The organism is Veillonella sp. LMAG:90, from assembly GCF_008679445.1.
Classification (GTDB): Bacteria; Bacillota; Negativicutes; order Veillonellales; family Veillonellaceae; genus Veillonella_A.
Map to the genome: position 1 here is coordinate 1,826,207 of NZ_NAND01000001.1, position 13,794 is coordinate 1,840,000.

Genomic DNA, 13,794 nt, shown 5'->3' on the forward strand with positions numbered 1-13,794 from the left:
CCTCATCTTTATTATTGTATACTATTACCGTCTTTATTGCAAAAAAGTAAACAACTTTTTTCTATTTTTTCTTAAATGTATCGTCAGTCACCCAGTTTTCTTTTACAATCTGACGAGCCCGACCTACCGCCAAAGATTTAGCCGGTACATCTTTGGTAATGGTGGAACCGGCGCCGATATAACTGTAATCACCTACCGAAACCGGGGCTACCAAATTAGAGTTACAGCCCACAAAAGCACCGTCACCGATTTTAGTACGGTGTTTTAATTTGCCGTCATAGTTAACCGTAATTGTACCGCATCCTATATTAACGCCGCTGCCCACATCACTGTCACCAATATACGATAAGTGTGGGAATTTAGTCCCTTTACCGACAATACTGTTCTTCACTTCCACAAAGTTACCGATATGAACGGATTCGCCGATAACTGTATCAGGGCGTAAATGTACATACGGTCCGATATCGGCACCGTCTTTTACTTCACAATCATGAGCATAGGTAAAATGCATAACCACTTCGTTGCCCACCTTTACATTGGTTAAACGACTATGTGGTCCGATTTTGCAACCTTCACCGATAACCGTTGACCCTTCAAGCAAGGTCCCCGGTAAAATTACCGTATCGGCACCGATTACAACTTCCGGTGCAATATAAGTGGATGCGGGATCGATAATCGTCACACCGAGGTCCATGAAATGACGGTTCGTGCGCTCACGCAAAATACGTTCTGCTTCCGCCAATTGTGCTCGGGAGTTAACGCCTAACGACTCTTCTTCGTTGGTCATCATATAGGCACTTACACGGTCACCCTGATTTACCAAAATACCTACCACATCGGTAATATAGAGTTCGCCCTGCGCATTGTCATCGGATAACTGTTCCAAACACGGCCATAGCTTCTCACTGTCAAAGGCATACATACCGGTATTGATTTCCTGTACCGCCAACTCTTCCGGTTTGCCGTCTTTTTGTTCCACAATGCGAAGAACCTTACCCGTCCCTTCTTCGCGAATAATGCGGCCGTACCCGGTCGGATCAGCCATATGAGCCGTCAACACAGTAGCCGCTGCACCGGTTGCTTCATGTTCGGCTAACAGCGCTTCCAACGATTCACGCGTTACGAGTGGCGTATCACCGCAGAGCAATAATATGGTCCCTTTGTAATCACCTAATAAAGGTTTGGCCTGCTTAACAGCATGGCCGGTGCCTTTTTGCTCGGTCTGGGTCACGAATTCAGCAGCCTCACCCAAGTACGCCTGCACTTGTTCACCGCCAAAACCGACAATTACAACATTGCGTTCTGTGCCCACTGTTTTTACGGTTTCAAGTACGCGTTCCACCATAGGCTTGCCCGCTACGGGATGCAATACTTTCGGTAGTTTAGACTTCATGCGGGTCCCTTTACCGGCCGCTAAAATCAAAGATGTAATAGGTTTCATACAATTAGGCCTCCTTATCAGCCTCTAAATTTACAGGTTCGATATCAATACTGCGTGTTTCTTCATTAACACCATTAAGAATTAAGAGTGCTTCGCAATCTTTTACAACTTTAGGATCCGGCGTCGATACCAGTACACCGATACCAACCACGGTGCCGCCCATTTCGGTAACCAGCTCCCGCATGCCGTTCGCCGTACCGCCGGCTTTCATAAAATCATCAATGAGCAATACTTTGGATTTAGGCGGAATGGCCCGTTTCGTAAGCGACATAGTCTGAATGCGACGATTCGATCCGGTCACATAGTTAATACTGATAGACGAACCTTCTGTCACCTTGCTGTCACGGCGCGCAATAACAAGGGGTTTGTTAAAAGCTCGCGCCACCATAACCGCCAACGGAATTCCTTTTGTTTCTACCGTCATAATATAGTCCGGGTTCCGGTCGGCAAAGCGAGTCATAAAAATCTCGCCTAAACGGCTGGCAATATGCCAATCATATAAAATATCCGACATATACAAGAAACCACCCGGAATTACGCGGTCCGGTTCTTGTAAACGCTGCTGTACTTCACGAAGGACAGACATGGCCCGCTCCCCTTGCCGATACGGGATAAAGCGAACACCACCGGCTACTCCGGCCACCGTTTCCAAGGTGCCTAAGGAAAAATGTTGCAAAGCTGTTTTCACGGAACTTAAATCTTCGCTGAGTGTGGACTTTGCAATATCAAAAAAATCGCAAAAATAGCGTAAAGATATCAATTCTTGCGGAGAATCTACCAACAGTTTAGTAAGCGCTACCATGCGCTCAACGCGTCGCACTTTTTCCACTGTATACCTCCTTATACAAAAAAATAACGTTGCCGACTATGCCAACAACCTTGTTCTCTTTTAAGGATACCACAAAACGTTCGGAAAATACATACTTTAAAGGTAAAAATCCATACATTCAAGGTTAATTTTTATCTGAACGTTCGTAGTTTGCAAGTATCTTTCAAGAGTGGATAGTCAAAACATCCATTACCTATCAAACATTACGACTAGCCCATTCCGTATTTTGAATAACAAAAGAGACTATAACCTAAACGAAGAAATGAATCCTCGTTTTTGTTACAGCCTCTTTAGCTGCATTTTAGATGTTAATAAATAATTGAATTCATAAAAGTAAATTCATACATAGTACTAACGCTTCTCTAAAATCTTATTCTCTTATTCTAAAATATAAACCTTAACGGTTTGTCGACCAAAATCTATGGCCTCGCCATGAGAATCCATGGCTAAATCGATACGATTACCAATAATATCGCCGCCGGTATCATCCGCGACTGCATATCCGTAGCCCTCGACATAAACCGCTGTGCCTAACGGAATCACATCAGGATCCACTGACACATACCCACGTTTCAATAAATTGCCTCGTGCCGTATATGAAGAATTACCCGGATCATATGCGGAATAGGCTGTGGCATTCATCGTCATCGTCTTCTTATACTCTGTCGGAATACCGCGCTCTTTAGCTAAGAGCTCCATTGTCTTGCTGTCCACTTCACCGGTTACGGTTAATCCGTTTGCCTTCTGGAAACGTTTTAAGGCATTGGCTGTGCCATTGCCGAAAATACCGTCAATCGAACCCGGTGAAAAACCACTGTGGGCTAAACGAGCCTGCAAATCGGAAACCGAGCGACCTCGATCACCAAAACGTGACACTTCTACGCTATTGCGCACATTGCGAGACTGTTGTGCTGCTGCAAATTTCTTATTGTTCTCTTTCATCGCTGCCAAGGTGTCGCTATCCACCTTACCCGTAGCGGATAAGCCGTTTTGTTTTTGGAACATGCGCACTGCATATTCCGTATTATTACCAAAAACACCGTCAGCTGTATCAACCAAGTACCCTTGCGTTATCATCAAACGCTGAACAAATTGTACTTCGCTGCCGCGATCGCCGCGTCCTACATCAGCCAATACTACTGAAGTACAAGCCATTAGAAACGTTAAGAGAACTGTCACTATTCTAAGTTTTCTCAATATTTCCACCTCGTATCTAAATGCAATACTATTTTACTTTATTTTGGGAATTTTGTCAAAATTCGCCCCCTTTTATCAATTATAATCACCACTTTAATCAAAATAAACGGGGCTTTTTCCCACTTCGATTAATATCTTCGATATAGTTATTCATTTAGCCGTATATTTAGTTGACCCTAGCATGTCTCAACGGGGAAACTAAAAGGACTGCTACTCTTTCTTAAAAGTAACAGTCCCAGCATCAATCGTTATCGTTTCAAACGATTATACTAAATGATTTTTATGGAAAAACGGATCTTCCGGTTCAGTTAATTTCACTTCCGGAGTAAAGAAGCGAAGCATAATATAACCGAAAATACCGGATACAATAGAACCTAAGAAAATACCGACTTTGGCAATCTCCTGCGCATGGCCCGGCGGGAATGCCAATAAATTAACGAAAAGACTCATGGTAAAACCTACACCACAACAGAGGGATACGCCGTAAACATGTTTCCACGTAAGTGGCTTAGGCATCGGTACAATCTTCGTTTTAACAAGAACAAACATGATACCGAAAATGCCGATTTGCTTGCCCACGAAAAGGCCCAGGGAAATCCCCAAAATAACCGGATGCATAAGTTCGGACCACTGGAAGTCGCCAAAGGAAACGCCCGCATTGGCAAAACCGAACAACGGTATGATAAGGAACGTAATCCAACCGCCCAATGCCTCATGCCAATCATTTAACGGCGATAATTCCACGCCGTTACGCAACACTTTGGACGGAATCGTCATGGCTAAAATTACACCAGACAAAGTAGCGTGTAAACCGGATTTGAAGATACAGAACCAAAGAGCTACGCCAAGAATAATGTACGGCCACGGGCTGACTACGTCTTTTTTATTCAATAATAAGAGCAATACAAAAACAAGAACCGCACCACCCAAGTACATAAACTCTAAGGAAGGTGTATAGACAGCGGCAATAATTATTACGGCAATTAAATCGTCAACTACGGCCAAGGTTGTCAAAAATACTTTCGCTGCCAACGGTACTCGCGATCCCAATAAGGAAATAATACCGATGGAAAAGGCAATATCCGTTGCCGTCGGAATCGCCCAACCGCGAACCAATTCGCTTTGGTTATAAGTAAAAAACGTATATATCAAAGCCGGCATTAAAACACCGAATACGGCCGCAATGGTCGGTAACAAGCGTTTAGCATTTGTATTTAGCTCGCCTTCGAGCATTTCATGTTTTACTTCAAGGCCGACGCCTAAGAAAAATACGGCCATTAATACATCGTTAATCCAATGAGATACGGATAAAGGACCTACGTACGTATGCAATATTTCTTCGTACTGCGGACCGAACGACGAATTAGCTACGAGCACGGCCAGTACTGCCGTTAACAGCAATAAAATGCCCCCCGTAGCCGGCGCTTGAAAAACTTTTTTAAGACTCTCCATATGTTTCCTTCACTTTCTCACACATTCATAACCTCTCATAAGCTTCATCACATTTTATAATTTATGGTGATGCGCTAACTTAACTAATTCCTCTGCACTACTTAGTATACCCTATTCAAAATAAAACTGGCAATAAAATAAAGAGGTTTATTGAAAATTTTCAATAAACCTCTTAGTATACAATTTTATATTGTTAAAATCCCCAACAACGCTGTAGGAACTCCAATACCAACCTATCAATAATTACTATAAAACTAATCTTCTTTCCGTTCTAAGGCACTTACATCAGGCGTTAAGAATCTAAGTACTAAATACCCTAACACACCGGAGAGAATGGAGCCCATGAAAATACCGACTTTCGCCATTTCCTGAGCATGACCGGCCGGAAATGCCAATAAATCGACGAACAAGCTCATAGTAAAGCCAATCCCGCAGCAAAGAGCAATGCCGTATACGTGAGACCAAGTTGCATGAACCGGCATGTCAACCAATTTAGTTTTAACTAAAACAAATACGGTAGCAAATACGCCAATTTGTTTACCTAAGAAGAGTGCTAAAGAAACACCGAGTACAACCGGATGGAATAAATCGGAGTATGTAAAGTCCCCAAAGGATACCCCGGCATTAACAAAGCCGAACAGCGGTAAGATTAGGAAGGTAATCCATTTGATTAACGCATTGTTCCACTGCATTATCGGTGAAATCAAACGACCCGTGCTGTATTTAGCCCGATACGGTATGGTCATGGCCAGAATAACACCGGACAATGTCGCATGAAGACCGGATCTAAAGATACAGTACCATAAGCCGAGGCCGAGAATAATATACGGAATAGGATGGAAAATCCCTCTTTTATTCAGTATCATCAAGAGAACAAAAATCACTACCGCCAATCCCATGAATAAAAATGACAAAGATTCGGTATACACGGCAGCAATGATAATAACCGCAATCAAATCATCCACAACAGCCAATGTAGTAAGTAATACTTTCATGGCTACCGGAACGCGCGTCCCCAATAAAGAAACTACGCCAATGGAGAACGCTATATCCGTCGCTGTCGGAATAGCCCAACCTCTATGGTATAAAGGGTTGGCATGGTTAAATGCGAAATAAATAATGGCCGGAACCATAACACCGCAACAAGCGCATATGGTCGGTAAAATACGCTTCGCATTCGTATTTAATTCACCGTAAATCATTTCATGCTTAATTTCAAGACCAACGCCTAAGAAGAATATGGCCATTAAAACATCGTTAACCCACAAATCAACCGGGAATGGTCCCAACGGTAGTTTTAAGAACATAAAATACTGTTCTGCCAGTGATGAGTTTGCTACTCCGACTGCCAGTGCAGCTGAGATAAGTAATAAAATCCCACCGGCTGAAGGAGAGTGTAGAAATGATTTAATCCAAGCCATAATCTCCTCTTCTTTCTTAAGGAAATAAACTTTACAATAATTTTGATAATCTCACTTTCCGTTCGTTTATTTCCTTTTAGTTATTTTATATATAATATTATATCATCTTTTATCATGAAGAGGAATGTAATTTTGTGCGTTTTGTGTATACATTTGTACAACAAAAATTGATAAGAGTTATTGAGAAATATGATTTTTAAAGCTAACTTATAAATACAATTACAAAATCAAGCTCTAAAAAGTTAAACTAATAAATAAAAAAATTATACTTCTAATTTCTGCTTTAGAATTGAATCTAATTTATAAGAATAGGCTCATTTATGTAAACTTACAAGGAATAATTTTGGTTGTCAGAAATAAATTTTTTCTATAAATCCCCTATGGAATTCGTCATTAACGAAAACGGATTATACAAAAATCGACAAAATAAAAAACCACACCGAAGTGTGGTTCTAATGGTGACCCAGGAGAGATTCGAACTCCCGACCTTTTGATTCGTAGTCAAACGCTCTATCCAGCTGAGCTACTGAGTCATATGTAATTATCAAGTTGTGTAGTGAGCAAAAATGGTGACCCAGGAGAGATTCGAACTCCCGACCTTTTGATTCGTAGTCAAACGCTCTATCCAGCTGAGCTACTGAGTCATAAACTTGCCACTCGAATATAATACCATAATACGCTGTTCATTGCAAGGGAAATTTTTCGTATATTTTACAATTCCTCAAGAATAGAACGAGCGACCTTGCGGCCGCCTTCTATATTATGGATGGCAGGGGCAGTAGGACTTGAACCCACAACCAACGGTTTTGGAGACCGCTACTCTACCAATTGAGCTATACCCCTATGTAGTACCAAGTCACACTTGATACTAGAATATAATACCAAATATTGAGGTAAATGTCAAACCTAATTTTAACTAATATATTTCTCGTAAAGGTAAAGTAAACTGTTGCCCCATCAAAAAAGCGCTTTTATGAGCATCTCGTAATTTGCAATATTATTTTCATGGAATGGCGACAGCATTCCTAAATACTTACGATTATGCAGCTCATGATAGTCTTTTTCCTTATCATAAGCATAAATAGCGTTAATTAAGGCATCAGCTCCGGCATAAGCATCAAATTGATCGTAGTAAAACCCGATGTTTTCTTTTTTTAAATATTCGGAGTTATGAACAAGCGGATATCCCCCATAAAGGGCTTCGTAATAAAGATAATTGAGTCCGCATTCCCACTGAAATGCTAAGACGATGTCTGTATATTTGCCTAAAAATTCCGGTGTCATAAAGCGAGCTTCTACGGACATGATATTCTGTCTTACCAAATCGGTAAAGCCGATAAAATTGTAGAAGGCGTGGACGTTCTTTTTATCAACCGTACCACATAGATATACATGCTTCAGTAGATTTTTATTGCGACGATATACTTCTTCCGCAATTAATATGGGGGTCATGCAATTTTTGAGAACAGAAATATTAGGTTCCATCACAGCTACACGGCGCTGCTCCGGATCAATAGGATTGTAACCGAATATACCTTCCAAGCTCAGCTCTTTTATCTTTGTATCAATAAATAGCGGGCTCCACAAATGCGGAACCTCATAAACCGGTGCCCGTGTAATGATTTCCACATAAGGTTTATTCGTTTTCATCAGATGCGGGGCGATCCAAACGGCATCATACCGTGTTCCGTTAAAAGCACGCCCGCCCTGTTCGGCATGAACGAATTTTTCCATATCCATGATAAAATCATTGCCCATGCGATACGATATGATTCTGGCCCCTTGGGCACGAAAAGCACGGCCGATAGCCGGTTCTAATGCTAGCGTTCCTTCTATGAGCAAATCTGTCTTATTGAGTACTTCATGGTATTCGTAGTACTTTACATTAAAACCTTGGAATTGACTGGGAAGGCTCGTTAATTCGTTTCCCCAATACACGAAATAGACCTCATTGACGAATTCTATCTGCTCTAGACAGAGTTTTAAGAAAAACATATTTTGGCCTGCCCCATTCGACCAAATATGCTGATAGGAATCACCCCAAAAGAAGGTAATTCCTATGTTTATCTTTTTCTGCATGACTACCCCTCTTCCCGATTCGGTATTATTGTATTAACCGGTAAAATTTCAATTATACATAGATATTGAAAACTCATTTCAAGGAAATGATAACATAGTTTGGAGGATGGGACAAGGTGCGAGGGTAAAATTGTAGTGCATGGCTGCATGGCTGCGGTTTAGTGACTTATTTAGTGCTAAGAAGGGCTAGAGGGAGAAAGCGCTATTGATTTAGGGCGTGACCGGATTGCTTGGCGTTAGTGACTTTTTTAGTGCTATAAAGGCTAGAGGGAGAAAGCGCTATTGATTTAGGGCGTGACCGGATTGCTTGGCGTTAGTGACTTTTTTAGTGCTATAAAGGCTAGAGGGAGAAAGCGCTATTGATTTAGGGCGTGACCGCATTGCTTCGCTCGCTGCGGTAGTAGGAATACTATCATTTGATGCTAGGGGGCTAGTGGCTTAATGCTCTATTGATTTAGTGGCATACCGCATTGCTGCGCTCGCTGCGGTAGAGGGGTTATTATAGATTCTATGAGCTGTAATGGCGTAATGCTCTATTGATTTAGTGCGTGACCGCATTGCTTCGCTCGCTGCGTTAGGGGTATTTAGTCACGCAGAGTATTATGCGCCTGTTCAGCGACTACCTATCATTCTCGCTACCGCTCGAAAGAAAGTGATGCAATACGATTTGCGCGTCGCTACGCTCCTTCAAATCGTTTGCCCTACTTTTCCCAGCTCCGCTTCCTCGTTGTGCTTCTAAGATAGTAAATACCTGTACAAGATTGGCTGGAAGCTCTCTGAGTACGACATCATTTGCGACTACCTATGTGTTCGGGCCTGTGGATTTTGCAAAGCAAAATCTTACGTCCCGAACTAGGCTTATAGGACAAAAAGTGTGTGTGGCTTTTTTAAATTAATCCCAATAAATTGGAAATTCCGTGGACATATGGAACTCATTCCAAACAATGGCATCCCCCCATTGCGGCAAGATATTATCCACACGGTTATTCCGCATTATCCTACGGTAAGTAGCAGCGATTGTTTTATCTGTAGGCATACATTTTAATATTTCAGCAACAGGAAGCGGTCTAGGTGAGTGCTCGTAACACCACCAATAGACCGCTTTTAATCGTCTTTCTAAGGATAACCCTCTGTGATCTCGTAACATCCCCCTAAGTTGCGCATTAACGCCTCCTTCCAGTCGATTGTTCGTTGTAGGTACGGTAATATCTACAAACGTCAGGTAGGTAAATAGAGTGTCATCTCTAATTAATCGTAAAAGTCCTGCCTCAGCTTTTAAGAGGCGTTCATGAGTAGCCCTTTTATTCCCATTTTCGTCGACTGTCATTTCCCGTAAGAAGTCATCAAATTCTTCTCTCCAAGCTAATAATCCATCAATCCAAGTATAAGCATCATCTATCGATTGAATCTTAAATAAACGCTTTGCCAGTTCATATAAAGCCTTGCCGGCTATTGTTTTTGGTGCAGAAGTTGTATACCTTCTTACTTGCGCAAAAACGTGAAATAAACAACGTTGATGGTTACTTGTCGGCCACCTCTTTGCCAAGGCCTTAGCAAATCCGGATCCGCCATCTGAGATAACAACACGCGGAGGAGCAATACGGTCCATTAATGCTTGCCAAGCTCTAGAGTTCTCATATCTACATACATACCAGCCTAACACATGGTCCTTACTACAACAAATAAGTACACAGAGCTTACGCGTTAGGTATATGCCGTCAAAGTAAAGCACATCATATACTTCCTCAATCTTTGGTGGAAGGCACCATATGGACCAAAATTTAGCGGTTTTACGTCTAAATGTACGCCCGCCTCCAGGCATATCCTGCTGCATCTGTTTACTAAATAACCATTTCAAAAACAGCTTTAGATTATGACTATCGGTGTTAATTTTGTTAGTGAAAGCGACTTTACAGTGCTTACAAAACCATCGCTGAGAACCGGATTTCAATATACCGTGTTTTATACATTTTCAACCACAATCAGGGCAAACTACTTGTTTAATATTAATCATCCTCCTATTTATGTTTTTATTTAGGAAGATATAATACCATTTTAGTCAGTAGTTATGTGGGTTCACGCATGTTTTTACACACACTTTTTGTCCACCCTTTATCTTTGTCAAAAAAAGATAAAAGTGCTATAAACCCAGTATCTATCTAGGTTTACAGCACTTTTTACACACACTTTTTGTCCTATAACTCCCGAACTACGCGATGCTCTATGTTTTATGCGTCGCTACGCTCCTTTAAAACATGAGCCCTGCGTATCCCACGCCGCTATTGTACCTTTTACTGCCTGCACACCTCTACAATGTTGGCTGGAAGCTAGCCTGATGAGGCACGTAGTGACTCATCAGTAAAATAAAAGACGGCCATACCTTTCGGTATGACCGTCTTTATTTTAGTAATCAGCGACTACCTATCCTCCCAGGCCGCTTCCAGCCAAGTACTTTCGGCGTATACGAGCTTAACTACTGTGTTCGAGATGGGAACAGGTGGATCCTCGTAGCTATCGCCACTGAATTTGTCAGAGCTTGTACTCTGAAAACCACATAGAAGTGTAGATTATGTAAGTTACACATTAGATAATTCTTTGATAGAGTAGTGCACAGGGCACTTTATATGTTTTCCTGTTCGACGGCTGTGAATTTTACTTCGTAAAATTTTACGCCGCGAACTAAGAGATTCGCCCATGTTTATGTGTCGCTTACGCTCCTTTAAACATGGCTCACTACTTATAAGTAAAGCCCTCGATCTATTAGTACCAGTCAGCTCCAAGCCTCACAGCTCTTCCACACCTGGCCTATCAACCATGTCGTCTACATGGGATCTTACTAACTTATGTTATGAGAAACCTCATCTCAAGGCTGGTTTCACGCTTAGATGCTTTCAGCGTTTATCCGTCCCGAACGTAGCTACCCAACTGTACCCTTGGCAGGATAATTGGTACACCAGCGGTTCGTCCACTCCGGTCCTCTCGTACTAGGAGCAGCCCCCTTCAAGTTTCTTGCGCCCGCGATGGATAGGGACCGAACTGTCTCACGACGTTCTGAACCCAGCTCACGTACCACTTTAATCGGCGAACAGCCGAACCCTTGGGACCTACTTCAGCCCCAGGATGTGATGAGCCGACATCGAGGTGCCAAACCTCCCCGTCGATATGGACTCTTGGGAGAGATTAGCCTGTTATCCCCAGGGTAGCTTTTATCCGTTGAGCGATGGCCCTTCCACTCGGCACCACCGGATCACTAAGCCCGACTTTCGTCCCTGCTCGACCTGTCCGTCTCGCAGTCAAGCTCCCTTCTGCCTTTACACTCTTCGAGCGATTTCCGTCCGCTCTGAGGGAACCTTTGGGCGCCTCCGTTACATTTTCGGAGGCGACCGCCCCAGTCAAACTGCCCGCCTAAGACTGTCCGGAAGGGTGTTAGTCTTCCCGTTAGAATTCAATTATGGAAAGGGTGGTATCCCAACAATGACTCCACTAAGACTGGCGCCCTAGTTTCTAAGTCTCCCACCTATCCTGTACATTCAATAACTAAATTCAATCTTAGGTTGCAGTAAAGCTCCATGGGGTCTTTCTGTCCAGTCGCGGGTAACCTGCATCTTCACAGGTACTTCAATTTCACCGGGTCCCTCGTTGAGACAGTGCGCAAGTCGTTACACCTTTCGTGCGGGTCGGAACTTACCCGACAAGGAATTTCGCTACCTTAGGACCGTTATAGTTACGGCCGCCGTTTACTGGGGCTTCAATTCAGAGCTTCGGATTACTCCTAACCCCTCCTCTTAACCTTCCAACACCGGGCAGGTGTCAGCACCTATACATCAGCTTTCGCTTTAGCAGGCACCTGTGTTTGTGGTAAACAGTCGCTTGCGCCTCTCTTGTGCCACTCATTCATGCTCCGAGCGTTACTGCTCTTCACACTACATGAGTCCTCCTTTTCCCGAAGTTACGGAGGCATTTTGCCGAGTTCCTTAACGAGGGTTTTCCCGCGCACCTTAGGATTCTCTCCCCGCCCACCTGTGTCGGTTTCGGTACGGGTAGTATGTCTCTACCTAGAAGCTTTTCTCGGCAGTGTAGAATCAATCAGTTCGTCACTATCGCTAGTAACTCCTCATCACGCCTCAGCTTTCGAAGTGGTGGATTTGCCTGCCACTTCACCTACACGCTTAAACACGAATTTCCATCCTCGTGCTGACCTATCTTACTGCGTCACTCCATCGATCAAACAATTCATACTAGTACAGGAATTTCAACCTGTTGTCCATCGCCTACGCTTTTCCGCCTCGGCTTAGGTCCCGACTTACCCTGAGTCGACGATCGTTGCTCAGGAACCCTTAGGCTTTCGGTGGAAAGGATTCTCACCTTTCTTTTCGCTACTCATACCGGCATTCTCACTTCTTACCAGTCCACAGCTCCTTCCGGTACTGCTTCAATCCAATAAGAACGCTCCCCTACCCAAATGCATTACTGCATTTGCCACAACTTCGGTTCTGTACTTTAGCCCCGGACATTTTCGGCGCAGAGTCTCTCGACCAGTGAGCTATTACGCACTCTTTAAATGTTGGCTGCTTCTAAGCCAACATCCTGGTTGTTTTAGAAATTCCACATCCTTCGCCACTTAGTACAGCATTAGGGACCTTAGTTGGTGGTCTGGGCTGTTTCCCTCTTGACTATGGGCCTTATCACTCATAGTCTGACTCCCATGTATAAGTATAGCCATTCGTAGTTTGACTAGGTTCGGTACCCGGTATGGGCCCTAGCCCGATCAGTGCTCTACCGCCTATACTCTCTCCATGAGGCTAGCCCTAAAGCTATTTCGGGGAGAACCAGCTATCTCCGTGTTCGATTGGCATTTCACCCCTATCCACAGCTCATCCCAAAGCTTTTCAACGCTCACGAGTTCGGTCCTCCACACAATTTTACCTGTGCTTCAACCTGGCCATGGATAGATCACTACGGTTTCGGGTCTACTATCACTAACTATTCGCCCTATTCAGACTCGCTTTCGCTTCGGCTCCATGTTTTCCACTTAACCTCGCTAGTAACAGTAACTCGCCGGTTCATTCTTCAATAGGCACGCCGTCGCGCTGCAATTATACGCGCTTCGACTGTTTGTAGACATACGGTTTCAGGTTCTCTTTCACTCCCCTCCCGGGGTGCTTTTCACCTTTCCCTCACGGTACTATGCGCTATCGGTCCATACTGGTATTTTGCCTTGGAGGGTGGTCCCCCCTGCTTCCCACAAGGTTTCACGTGTCTCGTGGTACTCTGGATACTGTCCCATGCATGCAGGATTTCGATTACAGGGCTTTCACCTTCTACGGCTGTGCTTTCCAACACGATTCTTCTATCCCATTTACACTTGATGACAG

At 43.5% G+C, this 13,794-nt stretch carries 7 protein-coding genes, 3 tRNA genes and 2 rRNA genes (1 of these 12 running past the window's edge); all 12 read right to left on the reverse strand.

Annotated features, from left to right (window positions below):
• Positions 1 to 61: 61 nt before the first annotated feature.
• On the reverse strand, positions 62 to 1,441 hold the full coding sequence (gene glmU / locus CCC71_RS08080) for a bifunctional UDP-N-acetylglucosamine diphosphorylase/glucosamine-1-phosphate N-acetyltransferase GlmU (protein ID WP_021840346.1): 1,380 nt from the start codon (positions 1,439 to 1,441) through the stop codon (positions 62 to 64).
• A 4-nt stretch (positions 1,442 to 1,445) separates the two neighbouring features.
• Positions 1,446 to 2,270 carry a pur operon repressor gene (purR, locus tag CCC71_RS08085; RefSeq protein ID WP_021840347.1) on the reverse strand — a complete coding sequence of 275 codons (825 nt, stop codon included), beginning with the start codon at positions 2,268 to 2,270 and terminating at the stop codon, positions 1,446 to 1,448.
• A gap of 378 nt (positions 2,271 to 2,648) precedes the next feature.
• A complete protein-coding gene (locus tag CCC71_RS08090) occupies positions 2,649 to 3,425 on the reverse strand; it encodes a peptidoglycan-binding protein (RefSeq protein ID WP_295223392.1) in 777 nt (258 codons plus the stop codon).
• A gap of 306 nt (positions 3,426 to 3,731) precedes the next feature.
• Entirely contained in the window at positions 3,732 to 4,919 is a 1,188-nt protein-coding gene (gene nhaA, locus CCC71_RS08095) for a Na+/H+ antiporter NhaA (RefSeq protein ID WP_021840349.1), read from the reverse strand.
• A gap of 254 nt (positions 4,920 to 5,173) precedes the next feature.
• Entirely contained in the window at positions 5,174 to 6,343 is a 1,170-nt protein-coding gene (nhaA, locus tag CCC71_RS08100) for a Na+/H+ antiporter NhaA (protein WP_296333629.1), read from the reverse strand.
• 453 nt (positions 6,344 to 6,796) lie between these two features.
• Positions 6,797 to 6,873: transfer RNA gene (locus CCC71_RS08105), tRNA-Arg, on the reverse strand.
• A 34-nt stretch (positions 6,874 to 6,907) separates the two neighbouring features.
• Positions 6,908 to 6,984: transfer RNA gene (locus CCC71_RS08110), tRNA-Arg, on the reverse strand.
• A gap of 123 nt (positions 6,985 to 7,107) precedes the next feature.
• Positions 7,108 to 7,183: transfer RNA gene (locus tag CCC71_RS08115), tRNA-Trp, on the reverse strand.
• Positions 7,184 to 7,297: 114 nt separating this feature from the next.
• Entirely contained in the window at positions 7,298 to 8,419 is a 1,122-nt protein-coding gene (locus CCC71_RS08120; RefSeq protein ID WP_156704225.1) for a DUF2827 family protein, read from the reverse strand.
• An 892-nt stretch (positions 8,420 to 9,311) separates the two neighbouring features.
• On the reverse strand, positions 9,312 to 10,385 hold the full coding sequence (locus CCC71_RS08125; RefSeq protein WP_296333631.1) for an IS1249 family transposase: 1,074 nt from the start codon (positions 10,383 to 10,385) through the stop codon (positions 9,312 to 9,314).
• A 442-nt stretch (positions 10,386 to 10,827) separates the two neighbouring features.
• Positions 10,828 to 10,944, reverse strand: a 5S ribosomal RNA gene (rrf, locus tag CCC71_RS08130).
• Between the two features lie 215 nt (positions 10,945 to 11,159).
• Positions 11,160 to 13,794: ribosomal RNA gene (locus CCC71_RS08135) — 23S ribosomal RNA — on the reverse strand; it runs 298 nt beyond the window's last position.